15 protein-coding genes are annotated in these 19,629 nt (G+C 38.5%); 7 read left to right on the top strand and 8 right to left on the bottom strand.

Translation table 11 applies throughout. The annotated features are described in order from the left end of the window. Nucleotides 1-86: 86 nt before the first annotated feature. Nucleotides 87-1,001, top strand: coding sequence for an AraC family transcriptional regulator (locus ACT53H_RS08455; RefSeq protein ID WP_476009036.1), 915 nt, complete (start codon nucleotides 87-89; stop codon nucleotides 999-1,001). Between the two features lie 291 nt (nucleotides 1,002-1,292). Here the strand turns inward: ACT53H_RS08455 and ACT53H_RS08450 are convergent, their stop codons facing one another. Both ACT53H_RS08450 and ACT53H_RS08445 read right to left on the bottom strand, forming a co-directional pair. Then, nucleotides 1,293-2,660, bottom strand: coding sequence for an NAD(P)/FAD-dependent oxidoreductase (locus ACT53H_RS08450; protein ID WP_476009035.1), 1,368 nt, complete (start codon nucleotides 2,658-2,660; stop codon nucleotides 1,293-1,295). Between the two features lie 78 nt (nucleotides 2,661-2,738). Beyond that, the gene (locus ACT53H_RS08445; protein ID WP_353153864.1) at nucleotides 2,739-3,494 is read right to left on the bottom strand and encodes a hypothetical protein; all 756 of its coding nucleotides are present in this window, start codon (nucleotides 3,492-3,494) and stop codon (nucleotides 2,739-2,741) included. Nucleotides 3,495-3,575: 81 nt separating this feature from the next. Between ACT53H_RS08445 and ACT53H_RS08440 the strand changes: the two genes are divergently transcribed. Continuing rightward, nucleotides 3,576-4,172: a TetR/AcrR family transcriptional regulator gene (locus tag ACT53H_RS08440; RefSeq protein WP_476009034.1), complete on the top strand. Its 597-nt coding sequence runs from the start codon at nucleotides 3,576-3,578 to the stop codon at nucleotides 4,170-4,172. Between the two features lie 103 nt (nucleotides 4,173-4,275). Here the strand turns inward: ACT53H_RS08440 and adeC are convergent, their stop codons facing one another. The 3 genes from adeC to ACT53H_RS08425 form a co-directional block, all read right to left on the bottom strand. Further along, nucleotides 4,276-5,670 (bottom strand): AdeC/AdeK/OprM family multidrug efflux complex outer membrane factor, encoded by a 1,395-nt coding sequence (gene adeC, locus ACT53H_RS08435; RefSeq protein WP_476009033.1) that lies wholly within the window; start codon nucleotides 5,668-5,670, stop codon nucleotides 4,276-4,278. A 79-nt stretch (nucleotides 5,671-5,749) separates the two neighbouring features. Then, nucleotides 5,750-8,860 carry an AdeB/AdeJ family multidrug efflux RND transporter permease subunit gene (locus ACT53H_RS08430; protein ID WP_476009032.1) on the bottom strand — a complete coding sequence of 1,037 codons (3,111 nt, stop codon included), beginning with the start codon at nucleotides 8,858-8,860 and terminating at the stop codon, nucleotides 5,750-5,752. Next, nucleotides 8,860-10,005, bottom strand: a complete 1,146-nt coding sequence (locus ACT53H_RS08425; RefSeq protein ID WP_474769567.1) for an efflux RND transporter periplasmic adaptor subunit — start codon at nucleotides 10,003-10,005, stop codon at nucleotides 8,860-8,862. The genes ACT53H_RS08430 and ACT53H_RS08425 overlap by 1 nt, the downstream gene beginning before the upstream one ends. 146 nt (nucleotides 10,006-10,151) lie before the next feature. Between ACT53H_RS08425 and adeR the strand changes: the two genes are divergently transcribed. Together adeR and adeS are read left to right on the top strand one after the other, a co-directional pair. Continuing rightward, nucleotides 10,152-10,880 carry an efflux system response regulator transcription factor AdeR gene (gene adeR, locus ACT53H_RS08420; protein WP_151962842.1) on the top strand — a complete coding sequence of 243 codons (729 nt, stop codon included), beginning with the start codon at nucleotides 10,152-10,154 and terminating at the stop codon, nucleotides 10,878-10,880. A gap of 48 nt (nucleotides 10,881-10,928) precedes the next feature. Beyond that, the gene (gene adeS, locus ACT53H_RS08415) at nucleotides 10,929-11,999 is read left to right on the top strand and encodes a two-component sensor histidine kinase AdeS (protein WP_476009031.1); all 1,071 of its coding nucleotides are present in this window, start codon (nucleotides 10,929-10,931) and stop codon (nucleotides 11,997-11,999) included. Between the two features lie 85 nt (nucleotides 12,000-12,084). On the opposite strand, the gene ACT53H_RS08410 is transcribed toward adeS, so the two are convergent. From ACT53H_RS08410 to ACT53H_RS08400, 3 genes are all read right to left on the bottom strand, one after another. After that, nucleotides 12,085-12,960, bottom strand: a complete 876-nt coding sequence (locus ACT53H_RS08410) for a phytanoyl-CoA dioxygenase family protein (protein WP_107879905.1) — start codon at nucleotides 12,958-12,960, stop codon at nucleotides 12,085-12,087. 192 nt (nucleotides 12,961-13,152) lie between these two features. Continuing rightward, nucleotides 13,153-14,079, bottom strand: a complete 927-nt coding sequence (locus tag ACT53H_RS08405) for an alpha/beta hydrolase (protein WP_476009030.1) — start codon at nucleotides 14,077-14,079, stop codon at nucleotides 13,153-13,155. A 72-nt stretch (nucleotides 14,080-14,151) separates the two neighbouring features. Then, nucleotides 14,152-15,687, bottom strand: a complete 1,536-nt coding sequence (locus ACT53H_RS08400; protein WP_476009029.1) for a flavin-containing monooxygenase — start codon at nucleotides 15,685-15,687, stop codon at nucleotides 14,152-14,154. 418 nt (nucleotides 15,688-16,105) lie between these two features. On the opposite strand from ACT53H_RS08400, the gene ACT53H_RS08395 reads away from it, so the two are divergent. The 3 genes from ACT53H_RS08395 to ACT53H_RS08385 all read left to right on the top strand — a co-directional run bounded on the left by ACT53H_RS08395 (nucleotide 16,106) and on the right by ACT53H_RS08385 (nucleotide 19,534). Next, complete coding sequence (locus ACT53H_RS08395; protein WP_151962838.1) at nucleotides 16,106-16,711, top strand: TetR/AcrR family transcriptional regulator; 606 nt, start codon at nucleotides 16,106-16,108, stop codon at nucleotides 16,709-16,711. 240 nt (nucleotides 16,712-16,951) lie between these two features. After that, nucleotides 16,952-18,301: an outer membrane protein transport protein gene (locus ACT53H_RS08390; RefSeq protein WP_476009028.1), complete on the top strand. Its 1,350-nt coding sequence runs from the start codon at nucleotides 16,952-16,954 to the stop codon at nucleotides 18,299-18,301. 639 nt (nucleotides 18,302-18,940) lie between these two features. Further along, nucleotides 18,941-19,534 (top strand): TetR/AcrR family transcriptional regulator, encoded by a 594-nt coding sequence (locus ACT53H_RS08385; RefSeq protein ID WP_476009027.1) that lies wholly within the window; start codon nucleotides 18,941-18,943, stop codon nucleotides 19,532-19,534. Nucleotides 19,535-19,629: the final 95 nt, after the last annotated feature.

Genomic DNA, 19,629 nt, shown 5'->3' with positions numbered 1-19,629 from the left:
TAATTATTTTAACTAAACAATTATTTACTGCATTCATTACAGATGATAAAAATTATTGTAGTTTTTGATTGGATTTAAATTTTTTTATGTCTGTCTCTTTTGCCCAAAGAAGCAAAAATATAGATCAGCTTATTCAAAAGGTTTCACATTTTTCCGAAATCGAGGGTGAGCATGAGTCTATTATTTCGGGGCTTTCTTTTCATAGTCGAATAAGTCCAACTGAGAGTACACATTGTATTTATAGCCTAGGACTAGGACTTGTTTTACAAGGACAAAAAGAAGTTACTATTGGAGATAAGGTTTATCAATGTCAAGAAGGTCACAGTATGTTGACCACTATTGATTTACCTATCACATCTCATGTTGTAGAAGCATCTTTAAAAAAACCGTTTTTAGCTCTTTTACTGCTATTAGATCTTAAAATGGTAAATGAGGTTATTGCAGATTTGTCTGTAAAAGAATTACCAACTTATTCTGATGATATATATGAATCTTTTACGGTTGAGTTAGCAGATATACCGCTTACGGATGCTGTATTTAGATTGGTCAAGTTGATAGATGAACCAATAATGATTCCACATCTAGCTGATTTAATTAAAAAAGAAATTGTTATAAGACTTTTAAATAGCTCTCAAGGCGTTTATTTACGTCAACTGGTGAAATCTGGCTCAGTCAATCAAAAAATTCATCAAATCGTGAGCTGGCTAAAAAACAATTTTGCTCAACCCATTCGCATGGATGATTTAGCTGAAAAAGCTTTTATGAGTCCATCAACTTTCAGGCAGCATTTTCGTGAAGTAACAGGAATGAGCCCGTTGCAATATCAAAAGCAACTTCGTCTACAAGAGGCTCGTCATTTAATGCTTAATCAAAATCTTGATGCAGGAAGGGCGGCTAGCTTAGTGGGCTATGAAAGTGCATCGCAATTTAGCCGTGAATACTCTCGCTTATTTGGAGAATCTCCACAGCGTGATATTCAACGTATGAAACAGAATACATAAATTATTTCTATCTATCATTCTAAATTTGAAAGGCATTTCATCTTCGTGCTTGTTAGAAGTAGAAATTATAAAAAGATCATGTTTGAACTAGCCAATTTCTTAGCGAGTTCAATTACTATACTGAAAATCAGTTTTCAATCATTTGATTTTAAAAGGATCTTCAATTGCTAGGGTGCCTACATTATCCCAGAAGTTTTGTAGCACAATCTTTAGAGGTCTCAAGATAAAACTAAAAATGGACTACACACATGTAGTCCACTGATTATTTACAGCACTAAAAAATGCTTAGCTCTATGAATCCTTTTTAGCTGCAAGCGCCTTGCGGTCAGTTAGACGATCATAGAATGCTGCTGCTTTGAAACCTGTTTTAAATACACACCACTGGAGTGGTTCGGGTAGCGTAGAAGGGGTCTTGTGGTATAAGTTGTTCAGAATAGGGTTTACTACTCCTTTGATTTTCTCGGCAAGAAGTTGTCCCATGAGCGACTGAGTCGCAAGCCCATGTCCCGTACAGCCAGCTGCATAGATAATATTTTGATGTGGCCCAGTTAATCCAACCACAGGCAAAAAGTCATAAGCCACACTAACGTAACCACTCCAGCAGTGCTTAATACCAAGACCTTTCAAGGTTGGGTGACGTTCACGTAATGTCTGTGCTAGTAAAGCATAGGCATCGTGATCTGGTATGTTCGGAGTTTTTGAACCGTAAACATAATTCAACTTCTTAACGGTCAACACCATTGTGTTGTGTGCAGTCAGACGATGACTTTCCATCATGAGGTGCGGTGTAATAATACCTTCTCGGCCAGGCCAGCCCAGAGACTCCAATTGCTTTGGAGTTAATTGTTGAGTTTCAATTGCCGACACCCGTATCGGAGCAACTTTATCACGTAGCATTCCCAACTGAGGTGTGAAAGCATTTGTGGTTAACACCATGATGGGTGCGCTGGCACTACCGCGAGCGGTTTTGCAGTTAATGATTGGTCCTTCGCTATAAGAGAGCAATGGTGTTTTTTCATAAATCTTAACACCTGCCTGAATGGCTGCACGGCGTAAACCACTCACGTATTTACCGGGGTTTAGCGTGCCGCCGCGTTGTTCGCTACCAAACAGAAAAGCTGGTGGAATCCCGCGAGCACGCATTTCGGCTTGATCTACAAAGCGAGTACGGGATCCTAGCTCCTCACCAACTCTCATACTGCGGCGTAACCATTTTTCCTGCGAAGGATCTATGACAGCCCGTATAATGCCAGAAGGATTGTAATCACAATCGATGCCTAACTCGACCAGACGCTTTTCAACATAGGTCACGCCCTCATCGTAGAAATTGACAAACTGTTTTGCACGTTCAACGCCGAGGCGCTTGGCGAACACTTCGAATTCAATTCCCATACTACCAAGCAGATAGCCAGCATTACGACCGCTGGCACCGAAACCACCGAACTCTTGCTCAAGTATGATGACTTTTGCACCACGAGCTGTAAGTTCAAGAGCTGTCGACAACCCGGCAAAACCAGCACCAACCACAATGACATCTGCGCTGACCGAACCAACTAACTCAGGTTGAAGATCGCTAGGCTGTTCTATCCAGCCACCTAAAAGACGAAATGGCATAGATTCAGGGTGGCCACTCATTACTTGTTCATTTGAATAATTCATTCGCTATCCTTCTGTATAACTTCTCAGTGCTAGAGCACCGGCTTTAATCTTTTTTAAAAGCAATGCTCTTAGTACGTTTTACTGGCGGGCTGGAATAAATGATTGAATGGAAACTTTCTGTGAGCGCTCAAGGGCATCATAGGCGTAATACAACTGAATGATGGCATAGCCCCATGTTACGAAAGCCCAAGTCATGAAAATCATATGGGTATCGTCGCCAGGGATCGGGAAAAAGTCATATACAACTGCTACTGCTAAACTCACCACAGCGGTTATTGTGGTGGCCAATGCATGAAAAATCTCTCCGGCACGTGCTAAGCAAATAATGAAATAGAACAGATAAATCACAAGGAAGACCCACATGGTGACGTAAAAATACGGACGTATTTCTTGAAAAAAATCTGCCAGAAAGACTACAAAAGTGCCGGCAAATGAAAATGCGAACAGCATGACTTCCTTAAAAGCGGACGGTTTGTAATTATGGGTCAGTGCCATTAGACCAAGTACAGCAATAATCGGCATGCCGAAACTACGCGAGAATGAATCGAGAAACATGGTAATTGAAAAATTAATATTCGAACTTGTCAGCATATAAGAGACAAAGTTTGTCGCGGAAAACGCAACGATCCAACACTCTAAACCGAGCAGAATATTCTTTTTTTTAAGGAATTTAGCGCCGTATATCCAGCCAATAAGGGCTAATACAATACAGGCGACCAGTCCAAAGATATTTACAATTTCCAAAATGGCGGCATGTGTCATTTCACTATTCGTTAAGATTTTTGATGTAGTAGCTTCCGTTTGGCTACCTGCATCAAGGCCAAGAATTTTCATAATATGACTTCCTTGTAATTAATTGACTGTCATGTCAGTAAAATAATATGCTATGATGAATTAGTAAACAATTTTTTATTTATGAAGATGATGGAAAATAAAATAGGAAGGCCGAGTAAGGCCCAAGAAAGGTCTTATGAAATTCTTCAAGCTGCTGTTTCAGTTGTGGCGAGAGAAGGGTTAGAAGGAATTACTTTTGCCAAAGTAGCAGAAGCTTCAGGCATGCAACGTACTCTCGTACATCATTATTTCTCGTCACGTTCAGAATTAATGAATGCTTTTATTGAACATTACATTTCGAAAATGGGTACTGAAATTATTCATCGTTTTAGTGGGAAACCATTGAGCGAGCGAATCATCATGATGTTCACACCCGAAGTGTATCGGACTCAAGATGATTTAATAGTTTGGTTTGAGTTGGTGGCTCAAAGTGCGAGAAATCCATTTATTCAGCAGATGCTCCATACACTTTGGACAAAGCACTGGCTTCCGGATTTTGAAAATCAATTGGCACAAGAATATCCAAAAGCGACTCCAGAAGCGATTAGCTCGGCTGCATATGTACTAGTTTGTTTGTTTGAAGCCTATTGGGCGTTTAGTATTCAAGGTGTCACTGATCAACAGAGACAAAAGCAAATGGAGCAAACGGTATTAATGATTTTAAATAGGCTAAGCTAATTATCCAATTCACAGTACCTATTTCTTATCTTTTAGAAAAACATAAAATTTAAAGGCTAATGACGGGTGCAAATTAGCCTTTAAAAGATTTATGAAGAATGGATTATTTATTTAACCCTCCACCCAAGGCTTTATAGAGTTCAATTTGATTATTTAATTTGGTTTGTTCGAGAACCAGTAAACCTTGTTGAGCCGCATATGCAGAACGCTGAGCATCCAAAACAGTCAAATAACTATCAATTCCAGCTCTAAAACGGGCTGTAGAAAGTTTATAAGTGGTATCGGTTGCAGATACTAAACGGCGCTGGGCGTTTAAACGCTCTTCAATATGAGCATGGGCAGCTAATGCATCGTTGACTTCACGGAAAGAAGCCTGAATCGCTTTTTCATATTCAGAAAGCGCAATTTTCTGGTCGATCTCTGAAACCTTAATATTGGCTTTACGCGTTCCCCAATCAAAAATAGGCAGGTCTATGCTAGGGCCAACTGACCATGCAAAACCGCCAGATTTAAATAAATCTTTGAGTTCAGTCGATGCATATCCAGCTGAACCCGTAAGTGTGATGGTCGGAAACATGCGGGCTTTTGCTGCGCCAATGTTGGCACCAGCTGCACGAAGTTGATATTCAGCGACTTTCAGGTCTGGACGGTTTTGTAGTAAATCGCTACTTAAACCTGTTGAAAAATTCTTTTCTTGAGTAATTGTTTTAACCGACTGAGTTGGAAGCAGGTTTGATGGAACCGCTTGTCCAGCCAAAAGATTTAATAAGTTTTGCGCTTGTGACACTTGAGTTCTGTAGTTTGCGACATCATTACGTGCTGTTTCGACCGAAATTTGGGCTTGGCGTAAAGGTATTTCGCTATCAATCCCGACATTAAAACGCTTTTGATTCAGATTGTACGAATCAAGTTGAGCTTTTAAAGTTTGCTGCGCAAGATTTAAGTTTGCTGTAGCAAAAGAATAATTTAACCACGCTTGTGCAACTTGGCTCACCAAACTAATTTGAGTTGAGTCTTTAGCACTTTGTGTTGCTAAGTAATTATTTAATGCTGCATCTTTGAGACTTTGAACGCGTCCCCAAAAATCAAGTTCATACGCCGTTACACCCAAACCTACCTGAAACGTAGAGTAAGGATTGTTAGGATTTACTGAAGGGTTAACTTGCCTAATGGCATTTGCTGTCGCACCAATCGTCGGTAGTTGGTCGTATTTGGTAATTTGGTATTGCTGCTGAGCACGCTCAATATTTAACGCTGCTGTACGTAAATCGCGATTATTATTCAAACTTATTTCAATCACTTCTAATAAACGAGGATCGGAAAAAAAGGCTTTATATCCTTGTTCAGCAATTGAAGGACCTGCATAAGTTTCGGTGAAATTTTGTGGAATATTAGACTTCACAGTGGGTTGTGGCGGCTGCATGCTTATACATGCAGTTAAAGTAATTGAGAGGGTGGAAATCATAAATCCACGAGATAAGACAGCCGATTTAGACATGCTTTTCTCCAAATAATAGAATAAATTTAGGCATAAGAGGAGCAAGGGAAATTGATTAATTTCCCTTGCTTTATTTCATTTAAGATTTAATTTTCTGTTTGGAAGAAAACAGTTTTTCGGCTGCACCTAGTACAAAGATGAAGAATACCGGTACAAAGAAAATTGCTAGGATGGTTGCTGAAATCATGCCGCCAAACACACCAGTCCCGAGTGCATGTTGTGTTTCAGAACTTGCACCAGATGCAATCACTAAAGGCACCACACCACAAGTAAAGGCAAGGGAAGTCATCAGAATAGGGCGTAAGCGGAGTTTGGCTGCGGCAACAGTAGCTTCAACTAAACTCATTCCTTCTTCTTTGAGCATCTTGGCGAATTCAACAATCAAAATCGCATTCTTGGCGGAAAGACCGATAATCGTAATCAGGCCAATTTTGAAAAAGACATCATTCATTAGCCCTTTGGTCATAATGGCAATGATCGCTCCAAAAATACCTAATGGTACAACCAACATAACCGATAGCGGAATTGACCAACTTTCATAAAGGGCTGCGAGTACGAGGAATACCACTAACATCGACAAACCAAGCAAGAATGCCATTTGTGATTCTGATTGTTTCTCTTGAAGAGAAATACCAGTCCATTCATAGCCAATCCCTTTTGGTAATTTTGCGATGAGTTGTTCCATTTCACGCATTGCATCACCAGATGAAGTATCGAAGTTAGGAATACCCGCAATACTCAAAGATGGTCGTCCGTTATAGCGATTGTATTGTTGCGGTGCTTTGTTCCATTGAGGTGTCACAACTTCCGATAAAGAAACCAGCTGGCCACTTGCACCCATCACTTTAAGATTCAAAATATCTTGCAATTTCATACGTGATTTTGCTTCAACTTGCACAATCACTTGCTGCATACGACCTTGGTTTGGAAAGTCATTGATATACATTGAACCCATTGACGTTGAGATGATGTCTGACACGTCGGCAAATTTAACGCCAAGTGCATTCAATTTATCTCGGTCAATTTTTAAAGAAATATTGTCTCCTTGAGGTAGGCCTTCATTCCAAACCATATAAAACTTTTTGTTTTTGGCTGCCATTGCCATTAATTGATCTTGGGCAGCAAGTAATGCAGGCATACCTAAGTTGGCCCGATCTTGTAGTCGAAGGCTAAAGCCAGAGAATGTACCTAACTCATCAATGGCTGGAGGTAGAACGGCCATAGATGAACCTTCTTTACTATGAGCCATTGTTTCATTAATTGAGTTAGTCATCTCAGATGCTGACGATTTTCTTTCTTTGAAATCTTTTAGTGTTGTAAAGGCAACGGCAACATTCTGACCTGAACCACCGAAACCCCAACCTAAAATTGACGTATTACTTTTAACATCCGGATTGTCTTGTATGCTTGCTTCAAACTCTTTCACTACATTTTTAGTTCGCTCAGTAGAAGCATCAGATGGAAGTTGGAACGTTGTTAAGAACCAACCTTGATCTTCTTCAGGCATAAATGCTGTTGGCCAAAACTTCATTCCAGCAAAAGTCGCAACTGTAATAATGACAAACAGCACCATCATTGGAATGGTATGTTTGATGACCTTAAAGAGAATGATTTCATACTTTTTAGTAAGGTTATCAAAGGTACGGTCAAACCAAGCAAAGAATCCTTTTTTCTGATGATGTTCATCAATTGGCTTAAGAATTGTCGCGCAGAGTGCAGGGGTTAAAATTAATGCTAACAGCGCCGAGAACAAGATTGACACCGACATGGTCAGCGTAAATTGCTTGTAAATAATCCCAACTGAGCCACTTGCAAACGCCATTGGTAAAAATACGGCTGCAAGTACCAAGGTAATCCCAATAATTGGACTGGTGATTTCCTTCATTGCTTTAGATGTTGCTTCTTTAGGTGGTAAGCCTTCAGTCGCCATAATCCTTTCGACATTCTCTACGACGACAATGGCATCATCGACGATAATACCGATGGCGAGCACCATACCAAACATGGTGAGCACGTTAATCGAGAACCCTGCAAGCAACATCACAGAGAATGTTCCTAGCAATGCAATAGGGGCAACAATTGCCGGAATAAGCGTATAACGGACATTATGAAGAAACAGATACATCACAATGAAAACCAAAACCATGGCTTCAATTAACGTGTGAATTACTTTTTCAATCGATATTTTGACAAATGGAGCAGTATCGTAAGGAATACTAAATTGCATACCTTCCGGTAAATTGACTTTTAACTCTTCAATTTTGGCTCTGACACCTTCAGCCGTTTTTACAGCATTTGCGCCAGGGCTAAGCTGGATTGCTGCCGCCGTTGCCGGTTTACCATTTTCTAAAATAGCGAAGTTATATGCTTGTGAACCAATTTCAACATTAGCTACATCAGAAAGTCTAATGACACTACCGTTGATCTTACTTTTTAAGCTGATATTTCTGAATTGTTCAACGTCATTTAATTGTCCTTGCGCAGACAAAGGAACCGTGATGAGCTGTCCTTTCTCAGCAGGTAAGTCACCTAAACGGCCTGGAGCGATTTCGACATTATTTTCACGAATTGCCGCATTTACGTCACTAATTGAAAGACCATATGAAACTAACTTGTTTGGATCTACCCAAATACGCATGGCCTTTTCGGCGCCAAATGATTGGACTTTACCAACGCCTTCAACACGTTTTAATTCTTCAACTACATTTCGGACAAGGTAATCGCTCAGATCAACTTCCGTATATTGTCCATTCGGTGAGTTGATTCCGACCAACATTAAGAAACCTGAAGACGAAGCCTCCACTTGTAAACCTTGTTGACGAACAATTTGTGGAAGACGGGCTTCAACAGCTTTAATTTTATTCTGCACATCAACTTGAGCCATATCGACATCTGTACCCGGTTTAAAGGTAGCCGATATTTGAGCCATACCAGAGGTGTCTGTTGTTGCGCTGTAATAAAGTAAATTTTTAACGCCGGATAGCTCTCTTTCAATCAGAGTCACAACACTATCGTTAATTGTTTTAGGTGTCGCACCTGGGTAGACAGCACTAATGGTGACTTGTGGAGGTGCAACACTAGGGAAGCGTGCTATAGGGAGTTTGGGAATACTGAGTAATCCAAACAAAATAATGAAAATTGCAATTACCCATGCAAATACGGGGCGACGAATGAAAAATTGTGACATCATCATTGAGCTCCTTGAGTAATGGGTGCTTTCCACTTACTTATTTCAAGCTTTTGATTCGGTTGAATTCGATCAATTCCTTCAACGATGACTTTGTCACCTACTTTGAGTCCTTTATTTACTAAGTAGAACTGCTCATATTGCTGTCCAAGTTCGATCGGACGGATGTCTGCCAAACCTTTAGCATTAATGACATAAACCTGTGGGTCACCATTGTTATTACGCTGGATTGCTTGAGAAGGCACAAGAAGGGCTTGAGGGACGGATGCTCGGTCAATATTGACACGTACATACATTCCAGGAAGTAGTTTGCGTTCAGGGTTGTTCACAACAATACGAATGGTGACATCGCCTGTTTCCGGATCTACATTAATATCTTCAAACAGCATTTTTGCGCTGACGTTGTAGAATTGGCCATGGCTATTAGCAATACGAACGGTTTTATCGCTATTGGCAGATAATTCGCCGTTTTGTAATGCAGTTTGTAAGCGCTCGTATTCACCAATAGATTGCTTTACATCAACATAAACTTTGTCAATCTGTTGTATGGTCGCCAAATTCTTCGTATCACCTTGGCTGACTAAAGCACCTTCAGTCACAAATGATTGCCCAATACGACCAGAGATTGGCGCACGTACTGTTGCGTATTGCAGATTCAGGTTTTGACGGGTGAGTAGAGCTTTCATTTGTGCGACATCAGCTAAAGCTTGGCGATATTCAGCCTGAGCATTACTGACTTCTTGTTTACTAATTGCATTACTTGGTAACAGTTGTTCATAGCGTTCCAACTGGACCTTTAAACGTGTGACCTCAGCTTCGGCTTTATTGAGAGAAGCCTTGTTGCTATTTACATCAGCCTGAAAAGTCTCAGCATTAATTTTGTATAAGGCTTGCCCAGCTTTTACTTCACTACCTTGAGTAAATAATACTTTTTCGATAATACCGCCGACTTGCGGACGAATTTCAGCAGTACGGAAGGCTTGAACACGAGCTGGGAGGTTTTCGCTAAAATTAACGGATTGTGGCTGGAGACTTAATACACTGACTTTCGCCGGTGGGACTTCTGGTTGTTTAGCCTCTTCGGAACTACAACCTTGGATGACTAGCCCAATAGATAAAAATAATGGAAGTAAAAGATGCTTTTGCATACTGTCCAAACCTATGGAGTTTTTGATGTTGTTATTATTTTGGGTAAGTGTGTAATCAAGATCTTTGAAATGTGGAAAAAGTGTGGAGATCAGCACATAAATAAGCGTATTATGACGTTTGTCTGAAATTTTTCGATGATTTACCTATGTTCGAAGCTTCATTTTCTTTTGATTGCCGTGATAAACAAATTCTTGTTGTAGAAGATGAATACGATATTGGGGACATTATTGAACAATATTTAAAACGTGAAGGCATGCGAGTTATTCGGGCAATGAATGGTAAGCAGGCAATCGAAATTCATGCATCACAACCCATTGATTTAATCTTACTTGATATTAAATTACCTGAACTCAATGGTTGGGAAGTGCTCAGTAAAATTCGTCAAAAAGCACAAACACCTGTCATTATGCTGACTGCATTAGATCAGGATATTGATAAGGTGATGGCCTTAAGAATCGGTGCAGATGATTTTGTGGTTAAGCCTTTCAATCCGAATGAAGTGGTTGCACGTGTGCAGGCTGTTTTAAGAAGAACCCATCAAAACAAACAAGCTGCTGTCAAAAATCTGTTTTATAAAAATATTGAAATCAATACCGAGATTCATAGTGTCTATATCAATCAGCTAGATAAGAAAATCTTACTCAACCTGACGTTAACTGAATATAAAATACTACTCTTAATGATTAATCAGCCCCATAGGGTATTTACTCGAGGTGAGTTAATGACTCAATGCTTGCCCGATAGTGATGCTTTAGAAAGAACGGTTGATAGCCATGTCAGTAAGTTAAGAAAAAAACTAGAAGAGCACGGGCTTGAACACATGCTTATTAATGTCCGCGGTGTCGGATATAGATTAGATCATCCCCAACAATAATAGGATTAGATAGAAAAAATCCAACATGCTAAAAGTTGATAAAAGACAATGAAAAATAAATTAGGGATTAATAAGCAATTTTTTATTGCTTTTAGTATGGTGAATTTAAGTATCACTTTATTGTCTGTATTTCTAGGCTATGTTGTTTATAACTATGCAATTGATCATGGCTGGATTTCATTAAGTTCCCTGCAAGGAGACTTTACAGATTTCCATCTGGTTGACTGGATTTGGCTAGGTACAGTCATTTTATGTGGTTCAATTATTTCTTTAATTATTGGGATGCAGTTAGCAAAAAGATTTATTGTGCCCATTAATTCATTGGCAGATGCCGCGAATAAAATTAGTGAGGGTGATTTGTCTGCCCGAGCAAATGATCAAAAAGTCCACTCCACAGAGATTTATACATTAATTTTAAATTTTAATGATATGGCTCAAAAGCTTGAAAGTTCTGTACACAATGCACAAGTATGGAATGCTGCTATTGCCCATGAATTAAGAACACCAATTACAATTCTGCAAGGTAGATTACAAGGGATTGTAGATGGAGTTTTTAAAGCTGAGCCTGAACTCATCCGAAGTTTGTTGAATCAAGTAGAGGGGCTGTCACATTTAGTAGAAGACTTGAGAACATTGAGCTTATTTGAAAATAAACAGCTTAAGTTAAATATTGAGTCAGTGGATTTTCTGAGATGCGTTGAAAAAGTAATACGGATGTTTGATGAAAAACTTAGACAATCAAATTTTACTATAACTTATAATATTTCTAATGAGTTGGTATCTTGCGATGCAAGACGTATGGAGCAAGTCTTAATCGCATTGATTGATAATGCAATTAGATACTCTAATCCTGGAGTTTTAAAAATTAAGTCTTCAGTTGAACAAGGACAATGGATATTAGAAATAGTCGATGAAGGTCCGGGAATTCCAGTTGAATATCAAAAAGAATTATTCAATCCTTTTTATAGAGTAGAGCAGTCTAGAAATAAAGCTTTAGGAGGAACAGGGCTGGGCTTAGCAGTTGTGCAAGCCATTGTTTTAGCTCACTCTGGCACTATTCGATATGAAAATCGGAAGCCAAATAGTGCTTTTATTATTCAAATAAAAACAATTGTTTAATCTAAAATATTTATAGTTTTCAATAAAAGAAAGAAACCTCTATGAATAGAAATTTCTTTCTTTTGGGTATCTTAGATATTAAGTGTTATATGATTCCAGTCGTTTTAAAATCCTGAACATTTAACATATCGATTGGGCTCATCATCTTACCTTCATGTTCGACAAATCCAACAAATGTTGTACTCATATTCCAGCCGAGCAATCCTCTTAGCTCATCTGGAAAGCTTTTAATTATTTCGGTTGATAGAGATAAATAATGGTTTTCTTCCTGTCGTAGAAAGCCAAGATCATAAGACATGGTCAATCCTATACGAGGCGCATGGCTTACATTAGCTCCGCCGCCATGATAGGTAGAGCCAATCCATATTAAAGCATCTCCAGCTTTCATTTCAGCCGCGATCGTTTCGTCTTCTTTAGGTACTCTTTGATCATCCCACAAATGGCTGGCAGGAATAACACGTGTAGCACCATTTTCTTCAGTAAAATCAGTGACGGCAAACATGATTTGTACCCTAGCTTCACGACCATAACCCGGATGTTGCCACATCCATACAGTATCGTCACGATGTAAAGGTTGTGCTTTTTGACCGGGCCAAATTTGAATCGCTTGAGTCACACCAACCTGAATGTCTGGATATAATTCAATTCTATTTTCACCACTCCAAGCCTGTAGAGGAGTTTGGAGAATCGCTTTTGCTGTATCTAAAAATACTGGATTCATTGCCACCAATGGCATTTGTGGCAAGCGCGCAAATAAGCGGCTCATTCGGCGGGTCTTTGTACCTGCAAAATATTCATCTTCGCCGTCTGGAATCAACTCTAATTGCTGAGATAATGTTTGATAAATATCTTGGGTATTTTCATCATTTAAAAAATTTTCAATGATGACACCACCATCTCTTTTAATAATCGAAACGATTTCATCGATTTGTGTATCTTTGCTTAATTTGACGAGTGACATAAGATTTCCTTATCCATCCTGATTGAGAATATTCCAAAGCATTTAAATGAACTGCTTTGTTGTGCGATTGGTTTTCATACATATCACTTCAATTTTCGTATTCATCCTTATAGCCACTAAATTTTGAGACTGTCGTAGAATGCTATGAACTTATGTATGTGTTTGAATTAAATATTTTTCTATAAAGAAAATTTATAAACCTTCATTTCTATTTGCTTGGGCAGCAAGAGTTTTCTTCAAGAAACTAATCTGATCGCTGAGTACAGTCCCATGCCATAATTCTGTATAGAAATCAAAATGATCAATTGGATATTCGAGTAGTTTAGAAGGCCCTTGAATTAGGCTGGCCGTTTTTCGAGCTGGGTCAGGTGGGGCAATTTGGTCATTCGAACCGACTTGAATCAAAGTAGGGCACTTAACATTTTTGGCAAAAGTAACTGGACGGTTGTATGAGACTTCTAGAGCTGCACGAGCACAGACTTCATTACGCCAAGTTGGACCCGCCATTGCGGTATAGCTTTCTTCAGCACCAGGCGTACTAATCATGGCAGCTGTACCAGGCTGCCCAACAATTGGAATGAGATGTGGAGGGCGTTGAGCTATGGCATGAATTAAATCCTTTATGCCATGACCTATAGCCGTTGTTATTTGCTTTATCCCTCCATATTGGAAAACTTGTTTTAACGCTGCTAAACCATCTGTAGCAGGATTCATTGATATGACAGCTGATATTTTAGGGTCTTGTGCAGCAACGACAACGACATGACCACCCGAATACGAAGTACCCCATTGCACAATCCGATTGCGATCAACAAATGGCAAACTTCGTGCAGCTGCAATTGCTGCATGATAATCCTCACGTTGGTTAATATAGGATACATGTTGTCTAGGTAAGCCTGCTGACTCGCCAAATCCACGATAATCAAATGCGAATGTATCAAAACCTGCTTGACTGAACGGCTCGGCAAAATCTAATAACCCTGTATCTTTTGTACCACCAAAGCCTGTTGCCATAACAATGCAAGGTCGTCCTCGAGATGTCATGAACTGTTCTGAAGTTGAAGGGATATACCATGCAGAACAGGTAACTCCTTTACTTATAAATTTAATATTTTCCATCATATTTTCCCTAATTGATTTTTGTCTCTTACTCGTACTTTAGATAAGAGATCAAAATGTAAATCGCCGTTGTTAAGCTTGGATTTTTATCTTTTCTGGCATCGTTTCTGTACTAACGACGCTTGGTTTCCTCTTGGGTTTGATATTTGTAAAATATAGTTCTTTATCAAAAACTGAACCTTTACGGAGTCTTTCAACATCGAATTTATAATCTTGTTTTACAATCCATGGACCTTCTGTGCCTGCCATTGGAAATTGTGCAATACTTCGTTGAATGTAGCCTGAGTTCAAATCCACAAATGGAACACGTTTCATGTTTTTATCATTAATTACAGGCGTGAATGTTCCATACTTATTTTCATCCATGTAATCCAGTAATCTACAAAAGTGTTTCCATACCAAATCAACTTTTAAAGTCCACGCAAGATTGGTATAGCCGAATGCGAAGGCAAAGTTGGGAATATCAGATAACATCATTGACTTGAAAATAGTGGTCTCTGGGTAATTAATTTTTTTCCCATCCACAACTAATTGAGTTTTACTAAATGCGACTGCGTTTAGACCTGTTGCGGTCACAATAATATCGGCTTCTAATGTTTTACCCGATTTAAGCAAAATGCCATCTTTGGTAAAACGTTCAATATGATCGGTTACCACAGAAGCTTTTCCAGCAGAAATCGCTTTAAACATATCTCCGTCTGGTACAACACATAAACGTTCATCCCATGGATTGTATTTTGGTGAAAAATGAGTGGCGACATCAAAGTCTTTTGGTACGTTTCGTTGTACATCTGAGATTAAAAAGCGACGCATGAGCTTCGGAAAGCGACGACTTAAATTGTAGACACCTCGAGTCAAGGCAATATTTTTACGGCGGATAAGATCGAAAGCACGTTGTGGTGAAAGAACACGATTGAGTGCGTTCGCGATTGAATCTGTACTTGGGGCAGCCATGACATAACTTGGCGATCTTTGAAGCATTGTGATGTGCTCAACATTCTGAGCCATCGCTGGAATTAAGGTAACAGCTGTAGCACCACTACCAATGACCACAACTTTTTTGCCAGAATAATCTAGGTTCTCTGGCCAATGTTGAGGATGAATGATGAGTCCTTGAAATTCCTCGGTTCCCTTAAACTCAGGTGTATAACCGTTATCATAGTCATAATAACCTGTACTCATCAGTAAGAAGCGGGAGCGGAAAGTGGTTAAAGTTTTTTGATCTTTACGCTTCACCTTAACTGTCCAAAGACCTTCAGTAGATGAGAATTCGGCACTTGTCATATAATGGCCAAATCGAATATGAGATTCAATTTCGTTCTCTGTGATCGTTTCTTTTAAATAATTACAGATCATTTGAGCACTGCCAAAAACCCTTTTATTGGTCCAAGGCTTAAAGCCAAATGCAAAAGATTGCATGTCTGAATCTGAGCGAATGCCTGGATAACGGAACAGGCTCCATGTGCCTCCAATTTCGTCACGACCCTCTAGCATAGTGAATGTTGTATTCGGTCTATATTTTTTTAAATGGTAGGCTGCACTAATACCTGAGATCCCTGCACCGATAATTAAAACATCAGTAATATCAATTTGATCTGATGTACTCATATCTTTTTCCTCTTCACACAATTTTAATAAATTGAGCATCAGTTAGATTATCTAAGATGATGATTTTTATAATCTTCATCTTCCCTGATGAACAAAGTCCTTGATCCAATCCACTTTCACTTCGATTTAAATCTAAGTGAGGTTTAGGTATGTGTGAATATTATTAAGCTAATAATTACACACTGTCAATGACTACGTGTAATTATTGCTTGCAACATAGATAGATTAATTATTACCGTCTTGTAGAGGAAAAATTTTTTAATTTAAGATTTTGATTTTTATAAATTATATTTTATTTTTAATTAAGTAATTTCTTCTTGTATTACGTCATTAGGATATGTGATAAGAGGGGATAAAGACTTGTCGAAAGATTTTTTAATACCTACAATGACGCCATGCTAAAAGGAAATAGGATAATATGACAACTTCTCGCCGTAGACCTAAACATGATCCAAAAGAATCTGAGCGAGAAATATTAGAAGCTGCTGAACAGTTTTTAAATGAGCATCATTTTCGTGACCTCAATATTGATGAGGTCATGCGACGTACAGGTTTAAAACGTCCGGCTTTTTATGTCCATTTCCGTGATAAACACGATCTTACGCTTCGTCTTGTTGAGAATATCGCTAGAGAATTGTTCAATATCACAGAACGGTGGTTAGCAGGAAATAATCTTCAAGACGATCTAGAGCGTGCCTTAGTCGACTCTATAAATGTCTATATAGAACATGGTCGTTTATTAAGGGCCTTTGTCGAAGCGGCAAGTGGAGATGAACGTGTTGATAGCGTCTATCGAACTATAATTCAAGACTTTATCAAGGCCGCTGCTCAACATATAAGAGCAGAACAGCAAGCAGGAAATATTAAACAAGATTTAGATGTCGACGAAACAGCGAAAGCGCTGATCTGGTTGGAAGAGCGTTATCTTTCAGAAGCATTCGGGCGCTCATCTCCTGTAGAACCTGAAGTCGTTATCCGTGTACTTCGAAATATTTGGACTTCAACACTTTACGTGAACAAATAAAAATTCCACCTGTAAGTTTAATCGATTTTAGATTTAAAGATATTTTACTTATCAGCTGATTATATTGAAAATTATAAACAAAGATAACAGATCCTTATTAATTACACAGAGTCATTGACATGGTGTAATTAATTTTGTAGCTTGTATTTTGTTCATCAAAATTACTCGCAGTAATTGAAGTGAATGAATAAATTGCTAGGTAATTAGTGATTTAAAAAAATTATAATTTAAGGATAAATAATGGAAAAATCTCTAAACAAGGATTGTGCTGAGTTAAGATTGCACTTGGAAATCGTAAAAAATACTTTCGGAAACGACCCGAATAAATATTTCTTTAGCCGAAAATTTCAGATGAAATCTGGGTTAATGATATTTAGCGTAATTGGTATTTGTTTTAGTAGTTATAGTCACGCTTCAGCACTTGACCAGTCAGGGCAGTCAATACTGCCATTTTTAGAGGCTGGTAATTATGCAGAAGCAAATGCTTTCGCTGTTGATCCTTCTGTTTCTGGCGTAGTTCATGATCGTCCAGATCTTGTTCGACCTAACCAGAGTCGTAATACAGGAGATATTGGGCAAGACAATCAATTTTATACTGCTGCATTAAAGCTACAACTTACAGACCAATTCAGTTTTGGTTTACTTTACGATCAGCCTTTTGCTGCAAAAACAGCTTATCCACTTCTTCCTAATAATAGTTATTCAGATGATGCCAGCCGTGAAGGTACTTCTGTAAATGTAAAAAGCCAAAATTTAAGTTTTATTTTGGGTTATTCACCTATTAAAAACTTTCAAGTTTATGGCGGACCTGTCTATCAAACTGTAGAAGGTGATGTCTCTTTCAGAGGAATGGCATATACCGAAGCTTTTAATGGATACAATGCTAAATTTAAAGAAAAGGGAGAATTGGGTTGGCTCGTAGGAGGAAGTTATCAAATTCCGGAAATTGCACTTAAAGCGGCTGTAACTTACCGTTCAAAAATTAAATATGATTTTCAAGTAGATGAAAACATCTTTGGTGAGCCATTAAAATATACTGCGCCAGCAAAGACAAAAGTCGAAACGCCTCAATCAGTAAATATAGATTTTCAAACAGGTATTGCTGAAAAGACGCTTGCTTATATGAGTCTGAGATGGGTGAATTGGAAAAAATTTAATATTCGTCCAGTGCAATACGATGCTCTTACAGCAAACTATATGGATACATTAACTGGAGGATCATATAAACAAGGCATTGATTTGGATTCTTACCAGAAAGAACAATATACAGTGACTCTGGGTCTAGGACGTCAGTTAACTGAACGTTGGAGCATTGCATCTGATATGGGGTGGGACTCAGGTACGGGTAATCCTGCTTCAACACTTGGACCAATGAAAGGCTACTGGTCTTTTGGTTTTGGTGCTCAATTTAACCCAACGCCTAACTATTTTATTGCTGCTGGCGTAAAATATTTCTGGTTAGGAAATACTAAAGCTGAAGGTGGTGGCTATTATTTACCAATCGAAGGTATAAAAGAGTTTTCAGAGCAGGCTGAGTTTAAAAATAATCACGCAATTGCATATGCGTTAAAATTTGGATATCGGTTTTAAATTGGGAAGAGTAGTTAAATTCAACTACTCTTATTCTCAAGCTTTAATTAATCTTTACTTAAGAATATCCTTAATTATGTAATTAAATGAAAAACAATAATTAATTAAATAATTTCTAGCCAATTTCACATTGACACCTTAATTTTTGAAGATTACCATTTGCCTGCTGGCCACATTGCCAGTCGGTCGTCGCAGACCGCATAATAACTCCCGCATCAGAGCCATTCCTTCTGAGGAACAGCCTTGTGTGGTGAACTACTCGTTCCCTCCCGTAGCGGTAGGACGGGAGAGGGACACCTACGGGTGTGCTAGTTTGAGTTATTACTAGTCTGCGAACCCTCTTCCGTTCTGCCACCATAATTTAAAATGTCTGGCAGAACTCCCTATAGAAGGAGTTGGCTTTGCACATTCATTATTTCTTGGCAGTCCTTGCCAAAAGCTATAACGACACAACTTAAAAATTTAAAGCAGCTTGATCACCCAAATGTTTTCAGGCCTTAAGTCATTACGGCTCAAAAAAACTTGCATTAACAATAAAACTTGAGATGTGCCAAGCACAGTCTTACGGCTTTGCTATGCCTTTTTTCTCCCAAAAAAGTATCTCTTTTAGAAACAACAAGAATTTATAACGGTAAAACTATGTCAGATTTAGAAATCTCTTCCAAAAAATTACAGGTTATTCGTACGGCGATACGCTTATTTACCACCTATGGTTTTCACACAGCGGGAATAGACCTGATTGTGAAAGAATCTGAAATAACCAAAAGCACTTTTTATCATTATTTTCAGTCCAAAGAGCGCCTGATTGAAATGTGTATCGCCTTTCAAAAGAGACTCCTTAAAGAAGAAGTACTGTCAATTATTTACTCAAACCGATACTACACTTCAAGCGATAAACTCAAAGAAATTATTCGTTTACATGTCTACTTTAATAGCCTGTACCACTTATTACTCAAAGCCATATTTGAAATTAAACTTGTTTATTCGCAAGGTTACCGTATGGCGATTGAATATCGAAAATGGCTACTTCATGAGATTTTTGATCTGGTTTTTAGTCTAGAAACTTGTGCAATAAAACCCGATGCCAACATGGTGTTAAATCTAATCGATGGCTTGATGATGCAATTTCTAAGTTCCAATAGTTTGGAAGAAAGAGATGTCATGCTAGAGCTATTTTTTCAAAGCAAGTACTTGAATATAAAAAATAATTTAAAAATATGCTGTGACGAGTAAACCAGAAGTGTCGTTCGATCAGCTAAACAGTTAATGTTTTGACTTTTGGGGGAGAATATTGTTATTTTGTTTTACGTTATTCATAAATTAATTAC

Source organism: Acinetobacter sp. DMC2, assembly GCF_056314305.1.
This window is presented reverse-complemented; position numbering and strand designations above follow the sequence as displayed.